The sequence below is a fragment of the Streptomyces recifensis genome (genome assembly GCF_002154615.1).
Taxonomy (GTDB): Bacteria; Actinomycetota; Actinomycetes; order Streptomycetales; family Streptomycetaceae; genus Streptomyces; species Streptomyces griseoluteus.
Window position 1 is genome coordinate 1 of record NZ_MUNH01000073.1, and the last position, 16,245, is coordinate 16,245.

At 71.2% G+C, this 16,245-nt stretch carries 19 protein-coding genes; 11 read left to right on the forward strand and 8 right to left on the reverse strand.

Going from position 1 to position 16,245, the window contains the following annotated elements:
- Window positions 1-1,364, reverse strand: a 1,364-nt coding sequence (locus CCN33_RS04810) for an MFS transporter (RefSeq protein WP_086691449.1), incomplete at its 3' end; no start/stop codon positions are given.
- Between the two features lie 195 nt (window positions 1,365-1,559).
- Between CCN33_RS04810 and CCN33_RS04815 the strand changes: the two genes are divergently transcribed.
- Window positions 1,560-3,080 (forward strand): MFS transporter, encoded by a 1,521-nt coding sequence (locus tag CCN33_RS04815; protein WP_086691451.1) that lies wholly within the window; start codon window positions 1,560-1,562, stop codon window positions 3,078-3,080.
- Between the two features lie 18 nt (window positions 3,081-3,098).
- Here CCN33_RS04815 and ligD read toward each other — a convergent pair whose 3' ends face one another.
- The 3 genes from ligD to CCN33_RS04830 form a co-directional block, all read right to left on the reverse strand.
- On the reverse strand, window positions 3,099-3,986 hold the full coding sequence (gene ligD, locus CCN33_RS04820; RefSeq protein ID WP_086691453.1) for a non-homologous end-joining DNA ligase: 888 nt from the start codon (window positions 3,984-3,986) through the stop codon (window positions 3,099-3,101).
- Window positions 3,987-4,059: 73 nt separating this feature from the next.
- On the reverse strand, window positions 4,060-4,335 hold the full coding sequence (locus CCN33_RS04825) for a hypothetical protein (protein WP_392229456.1): 276 nt from the start codon (window positions 4,333-4,335) through the stop codon (window positions 4,060-4,062).
- A gap of 57 nt (window positions 4,336-4,392) precedes the next feature.
- Window positions 4,393-5,691: a PP2C family protein-serine/threonine phosphatase gene (locus CCN33_RS04830; protein ID WP_086691455.1), complete on the reverse strand. Its 1,299-nt coding sequence runs from the start codon at window positions 5,689-5,691 to the stop codon at window positions 4,393-4,395.
- A gap of 116 nt (window positions 5,692-5,807) precedes the next feature.
- Between CCN33_RS04830 and CCN33_RS04835 the strand changes: the two genes are divergently transcribed.
- The gene (locus CCN33_RS04835) at window positions 5,808-6,002 is read left to right on the forward strand and encodes a DUF6480 family protein (protein WP_086691479.1); all 195 of its coding nucleotides are present in this window, start codon (window positions 5,808-5,810) and stop codon (window positions 6,000-6,002) included.
- Window positions 6,003-6,080: 78 nt separating this feature from the next.
- Complete coding sequence (locus CCN33_RS04840; RefSeq protein WP_086691457.1) at window positions 6,081-7,274, forward strand: epoxide hydrolase family protein; 1,194 nt, start codon at window positions 6,081-6,083, stop codon at window positions 7,272-7,274.
- A 62-nt stretch (window positions 7,275-7,336) separates the two neighbouring features.
- Here the strand turns inward: CCN33_RS04840 and CCN33_RS04845 are convergent, their stop codons facing one another.
- Together CCN33_RS04845 and CCN33_RS31490 are read right to left on the reverse strand one after the other, a co-directional pair.
- A complete protein-coding gene (locus CCN33_RS04845) occupies window positions 7,337-8,344 on the reverse strand; it encodes an SRPBCC family protein (RefSeq protein ID WP_086691459.1) in 1,008 nt (335 codons plus the stop codon).
- Between the two features lie 3 nt (window positions 8,345-8,347).
- Window positions 8,348-9,229, reverse strand: coding sequence for a histone protein (locus CCN33_RS31490; RefSeq protein WP_140394466.1), 882 nt, complete (start codon window positions 9,227-9,229; stop codon window positions 8,348-8,350).
- A 278-nt stretch (window positions 9,230-9,507) separates the two neighbouring features.
- On the opposite strand from CCN33_RS31490, the gene CCN33_RS04860 reads away from it, so the two are divergent.
- From CCN33_RS04860 to CCN33_RS04895, 8 genes are all read left to right on the forward strand, one after another.
- Window positions 9,508-9,858 (forward strand): gas vesicle protein GvpO, encoded by a 351-nt coding sequence (locus CCN33_RS04860; protein ID WP_086691461.1) that lies wholly within the window; start codon window positions 9,508-9,510, stop codon window positions 9,856-9,858.
- Between the two features lie 24 nt (window positions 9,859-9,882).
- Window positions 9,883-10,347, forward strand: coding sequence for a gas vesicle structural protein GvpA (locus tag CCN33_RS04865; protein WP_208621657.1), 465 nt, complete (start codon window positions 9,883-9,885; stop codon window positions 10,345-10,347).
- Between the two features lie 3 nt (window positions 10,348-10,350).
- The gene (locus tag CCN33_RS04870; protein WP_086691463.1) at window positions 10,351-11,064 is read left to right on the forward strand and encodes a GvpL/GvpF family gas vesicle protein; all 714 of its coding nucleotides are present in this window, start codon (window positions 10,351-10,353) and stop codon (window positions 11,062-11,064) included.
- 15 nt (window positions 11,065-11,079) lie between these two features.
- Window positions 11,080-11,328: a gas vesicle protein GvpG gene (locus CCN33_RS04875; protein WP_086691465.1), complete on the forward strand. Its 249-nt coding sequence runs from the start codon at window positions 11,080-11,082 to the stop codon at window positions 11,326-11,328.
- Between the two features lie 79 nt (window positions 11,329-11,407).
- A complete protein-coding gene (locus CCN33_RS04880; RefSeq protein ID WP_086691467.1) occupies window positions 11,408-11,920 on the forward strand; it encodes a gas vesicle protein in 513 nt (170 codons plus the stop codon).
- Window positions 11,913-12,719: a GvpL/GvpF family gas vesicle protein gene (locus tag CCN33_RS04885; protein ID WP_086691469.1), complete on the forward strand. Its 807-nt coding sequence runs from the start codon at window positions 11,913-11,915 to the stop codon at window positions 12,717-12,719. The genes CCN33_RS04880 and CCN33_RS04885 overlap by 8 nt, the downstream gene beginning before the upstream one ends.
- Window positions 12,716-12,958, forward strand: coding sequence for a gas vesicle protein (locus CCN33_RS04890; RefSeq protein ID WP_086691471.1), 243 nt, complete (start codon window positions 12,716-12,718; stop codon window positions 12,956-12,958). Before CCN33_RS04885 ends, CCN33_RS04890 begins: the two co-directional genes overlap by 4 nt.
- A complete protein-coding gene (locus CCN33_RS04895; RefSeq protein ID WP_086691473.1) occupies window positions 12,948-13,358 on the forward strand; it encodes a gas vesicle protein K in 411 nt (136 codons plus the stop codon). Before CCN33_RS04890 ends, CCN33_RS04895 begins: the two co-directional genes overlap by 11 nt.
- An 18-nt stretch (window positions 13,359-13,376) precedes the next feature.
- On the opposite strand, the gene CCN33_RS04900 is transcribed toward CCN33_RS04895, so the two are convergent.
- Together CCN33_RS04900 and CCN33_RS04905 are read right to left on the reverse strand one after the other, a co-directional pair.
- Complete coding sequence (locus tag CCN33_RS04900; protein ID WP_086691475.1) at window positions 13,377-15,701, reverse strand: FdhF/YdeP family oxidoreductase; 2,325 nt, start codon at window positions 15,699-15,701, stop codon at window positions 13,377-13,379.
- Between the two features lie 73 nt (window positions 15,702-15,774).
- Window positions 15,775-16,245: SRPBCC family protein (locus CCN33_RS04905; protein WP_086691477.1), on the reverse strand; the 471-nt coding region annotated here is incomplete at its 5' end.

Below are 16,245 nucleotides of genomic sequence, written 5' to 3' on the forward strand. Positions count from 1 at the left end.
ACCGCGGCCGCGGTGGCGTAGTAGGCCGGCATGAGGTTGGTGTGGAAGACGCTGATCAGGTAGGTGATCACCAGCGGGGTCGTGCCGCCGAACACGGAGGTGGCGAGGTTGTAGGCCACCGACAGGGAGCCGTAGCGCACCTGGGTCGGGAAGATCGCCGGGAGCGCCGCCGACATCGTGCCGAGCATCGCCACCAGGGAGAGCCCCAGCATGAGCAGGCCCAGCGCGATGAGGACGACGCTGCCCTGCCGGATGAGCAGGAAGGCCGGCACGGACAGGAGGACGAAGCCGAGCATCCCGGTCATGAGCAGCGGCTTGCGCCCGAAGCGGTCGGAGAGCCGGCCGACCTGGCTGATGACGCACATCTGGAGCACCATCACCAGCAGCAGGATCAGCAGCCCGTGGTTGGTGGGGTAGCCCAGCTCGTCCGACAGATAGGTCGGCATGTAGGACAGCAGCATGTAGTCGGTGATGTTGTACGCCGCGACGAGCGCGAGGCACAGCACCAGCGGCCGCCAGTACCGGGTGAAGATCTTGCCGAGGTCGGCGGTGGCCGAGGTCTCCACGGCGTCGGCGGCCTCGGTCGCCCGGACGTTGCCGCCCTCCAGCTTCTGGAAGGCGGGGGTCTCGTCGAGCTTGAGCCGCAGGTAGAGGCCGATGAAGCCGAGCGGCGCGGCGACCAGGAACGGGATGCGCCAGCCCCAGTGCAGCATCTGGTCCTCGCTGAACACGGTGCTCAGGACGACGACCAGGCCGGAGGCACCCACGTATCCGGCCAGCGTGCCGAACTCCAGGAAGCTGCCGAAGAACCCGCGCCGCTTGTCCGGGGCGTACTCCGCGATGAAGGTGGAGGCACCGCCGTACTCGCCGCCGGTGGAGAAGCCCTGGACGAGCCGGAAGAGGATCAGCAGGGCCGGGGCCCACAGGCCGATGGCGGCGTGCGAGGGGATCAGACCGATGGCGAAGGTGCCCACCGCCATCATGATCATGGTCATGGACAGGACGCGCTTACGGCCGATCCTGTCGCCGAGCGGGCCGAAGACCATGCCGCCGACCGGGCGCACCAGGAAGGCGACGGCGAAGGTGGCGAAGGAGCTGAGCAACTGCACCGTGTCGTTCCCCGAGGGGAAGAACACCTTGCCGAGGGTGGCGGCGAGGTAGCTGTAGATGCCGAAGTCGTACCACTCCATGGCGTTGCCGAGCGCGGCCGCCTTGGTGGCGCGCTTCACGGCGGCCTGGTCCGTCACGGTGATGTCGCTGCGGCGCAGCTTGGGGTTGCGCCGCCGCTCGATCGCACGGAACAGCACTCGGTGGCGTCTGACCGCGCCGGGGTTCACCGGATCTTCGTTGTCCAGAGCCGCCATGGGTGTTCCTTTCGCCGTACACGTTTTCAAACAGAACACCTGCGCAGTCAGCGCGCGCTCAAACGATCCTCTTCACTGCGCGGCCGCACTGCTACCGAGGGTGATCGAAAAGGGGCCGTACGAGTGCCGGTGCGTGCCGGTGAGCCTTGGGGGAACCCGGATGCCCGGTGTTCGTCCCCGGTGAGAGGAGCCCTCGTGACTGCGTCGGCGTCGACGGCGGGCGGCGGGCGGCCGTCCGCGCCCGAGGACGGGTACGAGCCGGATCCCCGCCGGTGGCGGGCCCTGTGGGTGACCCTGGTCGCCGGTTTCATGAGCCTGCTGGACGTCACGATCGTCGCGGTCGCGCTCCCCACCATCCAGCGGGATCTGCACGCCGGCCCGGCCGAGGTGCAGTGGGTGGTGTCCGGGTACGCCCTGACCTTCGCGCTCGCGCTGGTCACCGCCGGGCGGCTGGGCGACGCGCTGGACCGGCGCCGTATCTTCCTGCTGGCGCTCAGCGGGTTCGTGATCTTCAGCGCGGCGTGCGGCGCGGCGCCGGACATCACGCTGCTGGTGGTGGCGCGGCTCTGCCAGGGGCTGGCGGCGGGGTTCATGGCGCCGCAGAACTCGGCGCTGATCCAGCAGATGTTCCGGGGCGAGGAGCGCGGGCGGGCCTTCGGCTTCTTCGGCGCGACCGTGGGCATATCCTCCGCCGTCGGCCCGATCACCGGCGGCGTCATCCTCGCCCTCGCCTCCGGCGAGCAGGGCTGGCGGTGGATCTTCTACGTCAACGTGCCCATCGGACTGCTCGCGGTCCTGCTGGGCCGCCGGCTGCTGCCCCGCATCGACCGCAAGGGACGCGGGAGCGTCGACGTGCCGGGCATCGTGCTGCTCGGCGCCGGGGTGCTGGCGCTGATGTATCCGCTGGTCCAGGCGGAGTCGGGCGGCCTCGCGCGGCTGTGGTGGCTGTTCCCGGTCGCGATGGTGCTGCTGGCCGCCTTCGTGCTGTGGCAGCGGCGCCTGGTCGCCCGTGAGAAGCAGCCACTGCTCGATCCACGGCTGTTCAGCACGGTACGCGGCTACGCGGTCGGCGCGGGGGTGGGCACGCTGTACTTCGTCGGCTTCAGCGGGGTGTGGCTGGTGTTCGCGCTGTTCTACCAGCACGGGCTCGGCTACTCCCCGCTCAAGTCGGGACTCGCCGTGACGGCTTTCGCGCTCGGTTCGGCGAGCGCGGCCGTGCTCGCCGGACGGCTGGTGGAGCGCTTCGGCCGGGTGCTGACGGTGGGCGGCCTGGTCGGGGTGATCCTGGGCCTGGGCGGCACCGCGCTGCTGCTGCGCCTGGCGCCACTGGGCATCGCGCCCTGGGTGGCCGCACCGGTGCTGTTCCTCGGCGGTATCGGCTCCGGCTTCGTGGTGTCCCCCAACATCACCATGACCCTGCGCGACGTCCCGGTGCGGATGGCGGGCGCGGCCGGGGGCGCGCTGCAGACCGGGCAACGGCTCGGCGCCGCGGTGGGTACGGCCGCGCTGCCCGGCCTGTTCTACGTGGTGCTCGACGGCACCCACGGCGACTACCGCACCGCGCTCGTCACGGCCCTGGTCACCGCGCTGGTCGGCATGGCCGCCTCCCTTGCGCTCGCGGCGTTCGACTGGCGCCGTGACCGGCCGGGGCGGCTGGCCCACCGGAAGTGCCCGGACGAGGTGGCCAACACCCCGGTGCACGCCCGGCAAACCTGAGCGCTTGAGGTCCCCGGTTCAGAGAAGGCGGGACTGCGCCGCGCCCGGCGCCGCCTGGAGGAACTCGTGTGATGCGGACGCCCATCCCGTGCGAGCTGCTGCACCACGGGCCCTTCGGCGGCTCCGTCCACTGCGCCACCCTCGATGTCCGGCGCCGGGGCGGGCGCGCACGCCGTAGGGGGCCACGGCGGTCTGGGCGTAGCCGTTGCGCTGCACGTCGAGGTAGAGGCGGTCGCCCCGGTCCCGTTTCCGGGCGGCCGTGGTCAGCCGGTCGGGGTGCCGGGCGACGAGCAGTCCGGCCACGTCACGGGCGAAGCCGCGCACCGCGTCGAAGTCCTGCCGCGGCAGCAGCGGCACGGTGACGTGCAGACCGCGCGAACCGGTGGTCATCAGCACCGACGGCAGCTTCAGCTCCTGAAGCACCTCGCCGAGCCAGTGCGCCGCCTCGCGCACCCGTCCGAAGTCGTCGGCGCCCTCGGCCGGATCGAGGTCGAAGACCAGCAGGTCGGGCTCGTCGGGGTGGTCCACGCGGGACAGCCAGCGGTGCGGGGTCACACATGCCTGGTCGGCGAGGAGGACCAGGGTGGCGACGCTGTCGCACACGGTGTGGCGGACCGTGCCGCCCTCCTTGCGCATCTCGGCCCGCGTGATCCACTCGGGGTAGTACTCGGGGGTGTTCTTCTGCATGAACCGGGGCCCCTCGATCCCGTCGGGATACCGCTCCAGCATCAGCGGCCGCCCGCGCAGCCCCGGCAGCATGAAGGGCGCCACCTCGCGGTAGTACGCCACGAGGTCCGCCTTGGTGTACGCCGGGTGGTCGCCGTCGGCCGGGAAGAGCACCTTGTCCGGCCGGTGCAGCTCGACGGTACGGCGCCCGGCGCGCACCCTGTGGTCCTCGGCGGTCATGCGTCGCCCTCCCTGGCCCGGCTCACCCCTCGTGTCCCGCCGGGTACCCGAGGGGCGGCGGTCCGTAACCGGGTCACTCGGCGGACGACACCATCTGGTCGGCCAGGCGGTGGGCCTGGGTGAGCAGGGCGCCGTAGACGGCGACGCCGGGTCCGGCGGTCAGGGTGAACAGGGCGCCGCTGGCGGTGTAGATGCCCTGGCTGCCGAGCCGGTGCCACTGGCCGAGCAGCAGCACCAGGGGCAGGACGACCGCCATCGCGACCTCGGTGTGCGGGAGGAGCAGCCCCACGGCGGTGGCGACGATGGTGCCCACCGCGATCGCCACCAACTGCTGGAGGCCTGCGCACACAGGGCGGGTGCCACGCGGACCCGCCCGTCATGCCCGCCTCCCGCGCCCATGCCCGCGTCAGCGGGCGGAGGCGGGCAGCCGCAGGGCGATCAGGGCCACGTCGTCCTCGGCCTCCGGGGCGAGGCCGGTGAGCAGCTCCTCGCACATCACGTCCAGCTCCTGATCCACCAGGGCCGCCGCGTGCTGGCGCAGCCGGATGAGGCCGTGGTCGAGGGACTCGCCCCGGCGTTCGACCAGGCCGTCGGTGTAGAGCAGCACGGTGCTCGCGGGCGGCAGCACGGTCGTGGCGCCGACGCGGGGGCTCTCTGGGTCGACGCCGAGCACCAGGCCGCGCCCGGTGTCCAGGTACGTGGTGTCCCCGGCCGGGGTGATCAGCAGCGGCGGCAGATGGCCGGCGGACGCCCAGTCCAGTTGGTATCGGCCGTCCTGCGGTCCCTTGAGCAGGGCGTAGACGCAGGTGGCGGTCTGCTGCGGGTAGAGGACGGCCATCGCCAGGTCCAGCCGGCGCAGGATGCGGCCGGGCGGCTCCTGGCGGTCGCAGGCGATGCCGCGCAGCATGTTGCGGATCTGGCTCATGGCGACCGCCGCCTGAAGGTCGTGGCCGGTGACGTCGCCGATGATCAGCGCGATGTCGCCCTGGGGCAGCACGAAGCTGTCGTACCAGTCACCGCCGACCTGCGCGGACGAGGCGGCGGGGACGTAGCGGGCGGCGATGCGCAGGCCGTCGATGACGGGCAGCCGGGGCAGCAGCGAGCGCTGCATGCGCTCGGCGATGGTCTGCACCTCGGCGTGCAGCCGGGCGTTGTCCACCGCGAGGGCCACCCGGTGCGCCAGCCCTTCCACCAGCACCAGGTCCTCCTCCCCGAACGGGGCCCGGCCGGGCTCGCGGACCAGGGTCAGAGCGCCGAGCACCCGCCGCCGGGCCCGCAGCGGCGCGACGATGCCCGAGCCGCCGCCCAGCCGCCTGAACAGCTCGCTGTTGAGCGCGCGGAGCGGGTCGGGGGCCTCCGGGTCCGGCTCGAACCGCTCGGCGGACAGCAGCAGCGCGCCCGCTCCGCGCAGCACCCGCGACCACGGGTCGTCGGAGTCGTCCCCGACGCCGGGCAGCACACCGGTCATGCCGACCATCGGGGTGCCCGGTTCGCGCCGGGTGACGCAGACGCGCTCCAGCCGGCCCGCCTCGTCCATCAGGTCGCCCACACTCCAGTCGGCCAGCGCGGGCACGAGCACCCGGCACACGCGGGTGATCCCCTCCGCCGCGTCGAGCGTGCTCGCCAGTACGGCGGCGGTCTGGTCCAGCAGGGTGAGCCGGTCCAGTGCGTCCCGCAACGCCTGGTCCACGTCGAAGCCGTCCATGCAGGCCACGTACCCGGCCCGCCGGGCCGGAACAACGGGCGGCGCACGGCGAGAGCCGTTCGGCCCATGGGTACTCGGCCGACGACACGACCCGGCCCAGGAGAGGAGTGGCCGTCATGACGAGTCCCGAACCCGAGCGGCCCCGGGTGCCGCCCACCGAAACCCCGCCCGCCGAGGGCAGCACCTCGGCCGGCATCTCCCACGCCGAGCCGCGCAGGGCCTGGGGACCGGTCCCGCTCACCCTGATCATGCTGGTGGTGGCCCTGGTCGCGGTCGGCCTGCTCGCCATGGCGGTGGCGCTGATGCGCTAGGGGGTGTCCCGCCGATCAGGCCGGGCTCGCCGGAAAAGATCCAGCCCGAGTCGATCGGGGCGCCTAGGCTGCGCCGACATGACCACCGCACCGGACTCCGGCATCCGACCGTTCCGCATCGACATCCCGGAGAGCGAGCTGGCCGACCTGCGCCAGCGCCTCGACCGCACCCGCTGGCCGGACGAACTGCCGGGAGTGGGCTGGGACTACGGCGTGCCGCGCGACTATCTGCGCGAGCTGGCGGAGTACTGGCGGCACACGTACGACTGGCGGGCGGCGGAGGCCCGGCTGAACGAGTGGCCGCAGTTCATGACGACGATCGACGGCGCGGACATCCACTTCGCGCACATCCGCTCCCCCGAGCCGGACGCCACCCCGCTGATCGTCACCCACGGCTGGCCCGGCTCCTTCGCCGAGTTCGAGCGGATCGTGGGCCCGCTGACCGACCCCCGTGCGCACGGCGGCGACCCGGCCGACGCCTTCCATCTGGTGCTGCCGAGCATCCCGGGCTTCGGTTTCTCCGGCCCGACCCGCGAGCCCGGCTGGGAGTACCGCAGGACGGCGGCCGCCTTCGCGGAGCTGATGGACCGCCTGGGCTACGAGCGGTACGGCGCGCAGGGCGGTGACTGGGGCGCGGCCGTCTCCCGCGAGCTGGGCCGCATCCGCCCCGAGAACGTCATCGGCGTGCACCTGAACCTCATCCCGGGCGCCGGTGCGACCGCCGAGCCGACCGGCGAGGAACTCGCCGCGCTGACCCCGCCCGAACGCACCCGCACCCTCGCCTCCTGGGCGCGGATGAAGGAGTGGCGCCGCGAGCAGCAGGGGTACGCCGACATCCAGTCCACCCGCCCGCAGACCCTCTCCTACGCCCTCACCGACTCCCCCGTGGGCCAACTGGCGTGGATCGCCGAGAAGTTCAAGGAGTGGACCGACTCGGTGGACCGCCCCGAGGACGCCGTCGGCCGCGACCATCTGCTCACCGGCGTGACGCTGTACTGGCTGACGGGTACGGCGGGTTCGTCCGCGCGCATCTACTACGAGCGTGCCCACGCGGAGCACGCGGGGAAGTCGCCCGAGCCGTCCCGTACGCCGACCGCGTTCGCCGCGTTCCCGCGCGAGAACTTCATCGCGCTGCGGCATCTCGCGGAGCGGCACGACAACATCGTGCGCTGGACGGAGTTCGACCGGGGCGGGCACTTCGCGGCGATGGAGCAGCCGGAGCTGCTGGTGGGTGATGTCCGGTCGTTCTTCCGGGAGTCGGAGAAGCGCTGAACATGCTCGCCGGGCGCGGCCGTCGTGGCGGGGGCGGGCGCGCCCGGTGAGCGGTACGGGACTCACCTCTCTTCCTCGTCCTCCTCGTCCTCTTCCTCTTCGTCCTCGTAGTCGCCCTCTTCGTCGGGGGCTTCCTCGTCCTCGTCCTCGTCCTCGTCTTCGTACTCGTCCTCGTACTCCTCCTCGTCACCCTCGCCCTCTTCGCCTTCTTCGCCTTCTTCGGCCTCTCGCTGCTCCTCCTCCACGGCCTCCTCGTGGGAGCGGACCACCTCGCCGTCGCGGATCTCGCCGCGCCAGCCCTCCACCTCGTCCGGGTCCTGGAAGCTCACGTAGCGCTGGAAGTGCTTGAAGTCCAGCCGCAGACGGCGGCCCTGGGCGCGCCAGATGTTGCCGGTCTTCTCGAAGAAGCCGGCCGGGAAGTACTCGACGACAAGGACGACGCGGGTCAGTGTGGGGGCGAGTTCGTGGAAGGTCACAGCGCCGTGGGTGGTCCCCTTGGGGCCCTCGGAGTTCCAGACGATCCGCTGGTCCGGGATCTGCTCCTGCACGTGCGCCTTGTAACCGCGCTTGGAGGGGCCGACCTTCAGCTTCCAGTCGCTGGTGACCTCGTCGCTCTGGGAGACGCTCAGCACGCCCTTGGTGAAGCCGCTGAACTTGTCGTACTGCGTCCACTGGTCGTAGGTGGTGCGCAGCGGCTGTCCGATGTCCAGCACCTCGATGATGTTCGTCATCTTGGGCCGGTCGGACCTCCCCTTGCTCTTGCCGAACAAGCTCTTCACTCCCTCGACCACCTTGTCCTTGACGTCCCCGGCCTTCTGGGAGACCACGGCCTTCAGCGGTGACTCGCCCTTGAGGATGCGGCTGCCGACGCCGGTGAGGAAGCCACCGCCGTTGTCGGCCGAGTCGAGGAGCTGCTGGGTGAGACCGGAGAGCTTCTCCCCCGTCTTCTCCACCAGGTGTTCCGCCTGGGCGCCGAGGTAGTCGACGAGTTCCTCGCGCAGCGCGTCGAGGCCGGAGCCGGCCTGCTCCTTGGCGTCACCCTTGTCGGTGTCGGTCTTGGTGTCTGCCATGGCCTACCTCCGCCGCCCGGTGGTCTTCTTGGCGGCCTGCTTCTTGGCCGGGGCCTTCTTCGCGGGAGCCTTCTTCGCCGCCTGCTTCCTGGCCGGGGCCGACTTCTTGGCGGGAGCCTTCTTCGCCGCCTGCTTCTTGGCCGGCGGGGCGGACTTCTTCGCCGGGGCCTTCTTGGCGGGAGCCTTCTTCGCGGCCTGCTTCTTCGCGGGCGCGGCCTGCCTGGCGGGCTGCTTCTTCGCGGCGGGCCGACGGCGCGGCGGCTTCTCGGGCTCCTCCTCCGGCTCTTCTTCCTCCTCGGGCTCCTCGGGCTCCTCTTCCTCCTCCGGCTCCTCTTCGGCTCCTTCCTCCTCTTCCTCCTCGAAGTCCTCCTCCTCTTCCTCGGGCCCCTCGTCGCCCTCGGACTCCTCCGGCTCCTCGGCCTCGAAGTCCTCCTCCTCGGGCTCCTCGGCCTCCTCCTCGTACTCCTCGCCGCCTTCCTCCCCGTTCTCGCCGTTCTCTTCGTTCCCTTCGTCCTCTTCCGCCTCTTCGGGCTCCTCCGACTCCTCGGCCTCCTCCGGCTTCTCGTCCTTCTTCTGGCCGAGGCGCTGGGTGCGCTCACGGAGGGACTCGGCGAGGTCGCCGAGGCGACGGTCGGCGGCGGAGGTCAGCGCCTTGCGGCCCGCGTTGAGCAGTTCGCCGCGCACCTGCTCGTTGAGTTCCTGCACGCCCGGCACCCCGCCGAGCTTGCCGAGGCCCTCGCTCAGCAGCGCCTGGGGGTTGAGTCCGGTACGGCGACCGGCGAGATAGGTCGCCAGCGCGAAGGCGAGGCGTCCCTTCTTCGTACGTCCGAGCACATAGCCGCCCGCGACTGCGGTGGCGAGAGCGATCTTGGTCGTGTCATCCATGAACCGGTTCCTTTCGAAAGGGTCAGGAAAGAAACGGGGTTCCGGCCGGACCCCGACCCGGCCCGCGATCGAGGAAGAAGGGATCGCGCACATCGCGCGCACCGTGCGCCGCACCGGGACTCCGGCAGAGCCGCGCACGCGGTTGCGGCGGGCCCCTGGAGAGCCGGCCAACGCTGCTGCGACTTATAACCCTATATGCTGAAATTGTATGTTCGCGCGTGGAATCTGGCGCCCGCTCCGGCCCTCCCGGAGAGACCGCTTCGACCACCGGAGAGACCATGGCCGCAGCAGAAGAGCCCGAAAATCGGCGGACCGGCAGCAGTCGGGCCACCGGCCGGCGACCGGCCGGCGAGCCGCGCCACCGTCCGTCCAAGGGCCCTGCCTGGGCGATGCGGACGGCGGCCGAGCAGCTCACGGAGCTGCTCGGCCGGGCCCCGGATTCCATCTCGGCGCTGAAACCGACGAACGACGGTTGGGAGGCCGACGTAGAGGTGCTCGAACTGGAGCGAGTGCCCGACACGACCAGCGTGATGGCGACCTACCGCGTCACCCTCGACAAGGAGGGCGACCTCGTGGCCTACGAGCGCACGCGCCGCTACACCCGGGGGCAGATCGACCGGCGCGGCTGAGACCCGCCGGTGAAGGGAGGCACCATGACCGTGGTGCCGCAAGGCGGAGGCAATGTCGCCCGCGGCGGTGGCAGCGGCAACCTCTACGACGTCCTGGAACTCATCCTGGACCGCGGCCTGGTGATCGACATCTTCGTTCGCGTGTCCCTGGTGGGCATCGAGATACTGAAGATCGACGCCCGTGTCGTCGTGGCCAGCGTGGACACGTACCTGCGCTTCGCGGAGGCGTGCAACCGGCTGGACCTGGAGTCCGGGCGCAAGGCTCCGGCCCAGCTCACCGACATCGTCGGCGACACCGTGGAGAGCGGGGCCAAGGGCAAGTCCAAGGGCGCGCTGAGCGGGGCCGCCGAGGCGATCACCGACTCGCTCAAGGCGGTCACCGGCGGTGACAGTGACGACGAGGACGAGGAAGAGGAGCGGGAACCCGTGCGGAAGCGGCGGCCGGCCAAGCGCGCCTCCAAGCGGACCTCGACCCGTGAGAGGGAATGAGCCATGGGCGTCTACGTCTACTCCGTCACCGACAAGCAACACCCGCTGCGCCTCGACGGCCTGCGCGGCGTCGGCGCGTCCCCCGGCCCGCTGCGGGCGGTGACCGCCGGGTCGCTGTGCGCGGTGGTCAGCGACGCGCCCGAGGACCTGCGCCCGAAGCGGCGGGACGTCGGCGCGCACCAGGAGGTGCAGGAGCGGCTCATGGCCGACGGCACCGTACTGCCGCTGCGGTTCGGCCTGGTGGCGGCGAGCGACGACGAGGTGCGGTCGGCGCTGGAGGAGCGGGCCGAGGAGTACACCGACCGGCTCCTGGAGCTGGCGGGCTGCGCCGAGTACAACCTGAAGGTGGCGCAGGACGAGGACTCCCTGCTGCGCCAGATCCTCGCCGAGTCGCCTCCGGCCCGGCAGCTCAACGACGACATCCGCAACGGAACGGCCGACCCGTCGGCGGCGATGCGGCTCGGTGAGCTGGTGGCCCAGGAGGTACAGGCCCGTCAGGAGGCGCTGGGCGCCGGGGTGGTCGAGGCACTGCGTCCCTTCGCGCGTGACGTGGACTCCACGCAGCCGACCGGGTCGGACTTCCTCAACGTGTCCTTCCTGGTGGCGGACGACCAGGAAGAGGCTTTCCTCACCACGGAGCTGAGCGTCGCCCATCAGCTCGGAGAGGGGCTCGACTTCCGGCTGAACGGCCCGCTCCCGCCGTACAGCTTCGTCTGAGAAACGAGGGGTTCCATGGGCCTGTTCACCCAGATCCTCACCCTGCCGCTGGCGCCGGTGCGCGGCGTCGGCTGGGTGGTCGAACGCGTCCTGGAGGCGGCCGAGGACGAGTACTACGACCCCGCCCCCATCCACGCCGAACTAGCCGCGCTGGAGAAGCGGTTGCTGGCCGGGGAGATCGACGAGGAGACGTTCGACCGGCGTGAGGACGAACTGCTCGACCGGCTGGAGGAGATACGGAACTTCCGCGGACAACAGTCCTGATCCGGCACTGGTCCCGATCCGGCACTGTCCTGACCCGGCACTGTCCTGACCCGGCACTAGGGAACGCGAGGCCACCATCGTGAGTGAACCACTGGGCAACCGGCTCGGCCCTGCTCCCTCGCGGGCGGCGCAGCCCTACGGGCAGGGCTCGTCCGCCAACCTCGCCGACATCCTCGAACGCGTTCTGGACAAGGGCATCGTGATCGCGGGCGACATCCAGATCAACCTGCTCGACATCGAGCTGCTGACGATCAAACTCCGGCTGCTGGTCGCCTCCGTCGACAAGGCGAAGGAAATGGGCATCGACTGGTGGGAGCACGACCCCTCGCTCTCCTCGCGGGCCAGGGGTGACGAGCACTCGCTCGCCGAGGAGAACCGCCGCCTGCGGGCCGAACTCGCCGCGCTCAGAGAACCGGAGGAGCTGCTGGAGGTCGAGCCGGAGGACTACACCGAGGAGCCGGAGGAGTACGCCGAGGAGGAAGAGGAGCCCGAGGAGGAAGAGCTGGAGGAGGCGGAGGTGGAGGAAGAGGAGCCCGAGCCCGAACCCGCCCCGCGCCCCGCCCGCCGCCGGAAGCGGAGCCGCGATGAGTGATCCCATGACGTACGTCTACGGCGTGACCCGCGCCGACGACGCCCTGGCGGAGCGGCTGGCCGCGCTGGAGGGCGTGGTCGGCGCCCCCGTCCATCTGGTTCCCGACGGCAACGGCCTCGCTCTGGTGGTCAGTCAGGTACCGGCGGAGGACTTCCGGGAGGAGGCGCTGCGCCGCAGGCTGGAGGACCTGGACTGGCTGAGCGCGGTGGCCCGTGCCCACCACGGGGTCGTGGAGGCGGTCGCCGCATACTCCACCGTGCTGCCGCTGCGCCTGGCCACCGTGTATCTGGACGACGCCCGGGCGCGTGAAGTGCTGGCCGCGGGACGCGAGTTGTTCACGGACCGGCTGGCACGGCTCGCGGGGCACGTCGAGTGGGGCGTGAAGGTCTACGTGGACCCCTCGGCCACGCCCGAGCCGCCTCCCGCCCCGGCCGAGGCGCAGTTGAGCCCCGGACGCTCGTATCTGCGCGGCCGCCGGCAGCAGCAGCGCCACCGGGACACCGCCCACCGGGCGGCCCAGCGGGCGGCCGAGGGCATCGAGGCGGCGGGGCGCGCGTACGCCAGTGAGCGGGCCCGGCACCGGGTGCAGCAGGGAGCGCTCGCGGAGGCGGCGGGCGAGAACGTGGTCAACGACGCGTATCTGGTGCCGTTGGAGCGGGGCGAGGCGTTCCGGGCCGAGGTGGCGCGGGCGGCGGACGGGCTCGCGGGGGTGCGGGTCGAGATCACCGGGCCGTGGGCGCCGTACTCGTTCGCGATGGGCCCCGAGGAGACCGGCGACGCGGCGGGGGCAGGGCCGTGACCACCCCCGAACGCCGGGCCGCGACCGAGCCGCTGGCGCAGCGGCAGGTCGCGCTCATCGACCTGCTGGACCGCCTGCTGAGCGGCGGGGTGGTCCTCACCGGTGACGTGGTGCTCTCCATCGCCGGCATCGACCTGGTACGGGTCTCGCTGCGGGCGCTGATCGTGTCCATCAGCGCGGAGGTGCCCTCGCCGTTCACGGAGCCGAGGCGGATCGAGGGGCGGGGCGATGACGGCTGACGAGGAGCGCGGCGGCCCGGACCGGCGCAGGGCCGAGGTCGCGGCGGCGGCCGAGCGGGCGTTCCGGCTGCTGCCCGCGGCGCCCGGTGACCTGGAGGCCTCCGACGGGCGCGCGTCGGTACCCGCGCGCCGGATCACCGCCGATCCGGACACGGTGGAGCGGGACCTGATGAAGCTGGTTCTCACCCTCGTCGAGCTGCTGCGTCAGCTCATGGAGCGCCAGGCCCTCAACCGCGTCGACGAGGGCGACCTGACCGAGGAGGAGGAAGAGCGCCTCGGGGCGACGCTGATGCTCCTGCACGACCGGATGACCGGGCTGTGCGCGCGGTACGGCCTGACGATGGACGACCTCAACCTGGACCTGGGTCCGCTGGGCACGCTGCTGCCGCCCCCGGAGTGAGGGCGGCAGCGGCGGCGTTCAGTCGTGCCATTCGGTGGGCTTGGTGCCCGGAGGCGGGGTGCCCGGTTCGAGCCGGACCACGATCCCCTTGGAGGTGGGCTGGTTGCTGATCGCCGCGACGCTGTCGAGCGGGACCAGCGGCTGCACCTCCGGGTAGTACGCGGCCGCGCAGCCCCGGCTGGTGGGGTAGGGGATGACCTCGAAGCCCTCCACCCGGCGGTCGACGTCGTCGTGCCAGACACCGATGATGTCCACGAACTGCCCCCGGACCAGGCCCAGATCGACCATGTCCTCCGGGTTGATCATGATGATGTTGCGGCGGCCGTGGATACCGCGGTAGCGGTCGTTGTTGGTGTACGGGATGGTGTTCCACTGGTCGTGCGAGCGCGTGCTCTGCAGGATCAGGTGGCCGGGGGGCGCCGCGGACATGTCCCAGTCGTTGACGGTGAACATGGCCTTGCCGGTGGCGGTGGCGTACACGCCCTCGTTGACCGGGTTGGGCAGCTTGATGCCGCCCGGCCGGGCGACCCGCCGGTTGAAGTCGTGGAAGCCCGGAATGATCTGGGCCACCCGGTCGCGGATGTTGCTGTAGTCCGCCTCGAACTCCAGCCAGGGGATGTCGACCTTGTCGCCGAGGGTGCGATGGGCCAGCCGGCACAGGATGGCGACCTCGCTGAGCAGCAGCCGGGAGGCGGGGCGGAGCTTGCCGAACGAGGTGTGCACCTCGCTGGAGGTGTTCTCCACCGTGACGAACTGGACGCCGCCCGACTGGATGTCGATCTCGGTGCGGCCGAGGCAGGGCAGGATCAGCGCGGTCTCACCGGTGACGGTGTGCGCCTTGCTGAGCTTGGTGGAGATCTGCGCGGTGATCTTGCAGCGGCGCATCGCCGCGTCGGTGACCTCGGTGTCGGGGGCGGCGCGTACGAAGTTGCCGGCCAGCGAGAGGAACACCTTGACCTTGCCCTCGGCCATCGCCTTGACGGCCTTCACCGCGTCGTAGCCGTGGTGGCGGGGCGGCTCGAAGCGGAACTCGGACTTCAGGGCGTCCAGGAACTCGTCGGGCATCTGCTCCCACACGCCCATGGTGCGGTCGCCCTGGACGTTGCTGTGCCCGCGCACGGGGCTGGCACCGCAGCCCACCCGGCCCAGGTTGCCGCGCAGCATCAGGAAGTTGACGATCTCCCGGACGGTGGGCACGCCCTGCCGCTGCTGGGTGACGCCCATGGCCCAGCAGACGATCACACGGCCCGCGTGCATGACGTGGTCATGGGCCTCCTCGATCTCCTCCCGGGTGAGCTGGGTGGCGGTGAGGATGTCGTCCCACGGGATGCTGCGGGCGTGCTGGGCGAACTCCTCGAAGCCGGAGGTGTACCTGGCGATGAAGTCGTGGTCCAGGACCGTGCCGGGGTTGGCGTCCTCGGCCTCCAGCAGCAGCTTGTTGAGGCCCTGGAAGAGGGCCAGGTCGCCGCCGCTGCGGATGTGCAGGAACTGGTCGGAGATCTGGACGCCGTCGCCGATCACGCCCCGCACCTGCTGCGGGTTCTTGAACCGCATCAGACCGGCCTCGGGCAGGGTGTTCACCGAGATGATCTTGCCGCCGTTGTCCTTGCACTCCTCGAGCGCGGACAACTGGCGCGGGTGGTTCGTCGCCGGGTTCTGGCCCACGAGGAAAATCAGGTCGGACTGGTGGATGTCGTCCAGCGAGACGGTGCCCTTACCGGTGCCGAGCGTCTCGTGCAGGCCGAAGCCGCTGGTCTCGTGGCACAGGTTGCTGCAGTCGGGCAGGTTGTTGGTGCCGAAGGCGCGGGCGAAGAGCTGGAGCACGAACGCCGACTCGTTGCTGGCCCGGCCCGAGGTGTAGAAGCAGGCTTCGTCCGGCGAGTCCAGGGACTTCAGCTCGTCGGCGAGCAGGTCCAGCGCGTCGGCCCAGCTGATCGGCTCGTAGTAGTCCGAGTCGGCCCGCTTGATCATCGGCTCGGTGAGGCGGCCCTGCTGGTTGAGCCAGAGGTCGGACTGTTCGTTGAGCCAGGAGACAGGGTGGGCGCGGAAGAACTCGCGGGTGACGCGGCGCCCGGTGGCCTCGTCGTTGATGTGCTTGGCACCGTTCTCGCAGTACTCGTTCATGTGCCGGTGGCCGGGTGCCGGGTCGGCCCAGGCGCAGCCGGGACAGTCGATGCCGCCGACCTGGTTCATGGTCAGCAGCGTCGTCGCCGTGGTGCGCAGCGATGTCTGGTCGAGGGAGTACTCCAGGGCGTGCGTCACCGCCGGGACGCCCGCCGCCCACTTCTTGGGCGGGCTGACGATCAGCGGCTCGTCCGGCTCGTGCTTCGGCGCCTTCTTCATGGAAATGCCTCTCGCTCTGTCCTGCGGCACGCAGGAGGCCGCTCGGTCGTCCGGGGTGGCGCGCCGGCCTGGGTCAGCCGACGGGCCACTTGGGGACGCGGCTCCTGGGCGGGTTCGGCTCGGCGGGCGAGACCCGGCCGTTGTGGATGGAGCCCCGCCAGGCGCCGCTGGCGTCGCCGAGGCCCTCGATGAACTCCTTGAAGTTCTCCAGCGACTCGCGGACGAGCTTGCGGGCCCGTTTCGCCGAGTCCGGCAGCCGGCCGGTGAGCCCGTGCGGCTCGATGTGCATGTTCACCGTGATCACCGTGCGGTCCGGAGCGGCCGCGCGGAAGGACACCTCGCCCCACAGCCAGGGCTGGCGTCCCGCACTGCGCCAGGCGATGTGCGAATCCGGTTCCTGCTCCACGATCTCGGCCATGAACTCCTTGGTGAGGAGTCCCGTCCTCACCCTCCACCGGGTCATCGCGGGGCCGAGCTGGTCCACCCGCTGCACGGCGTTCATGATCCGGGGAAAGCTCTTGAACTGGGTCCACTGGTCGTACGC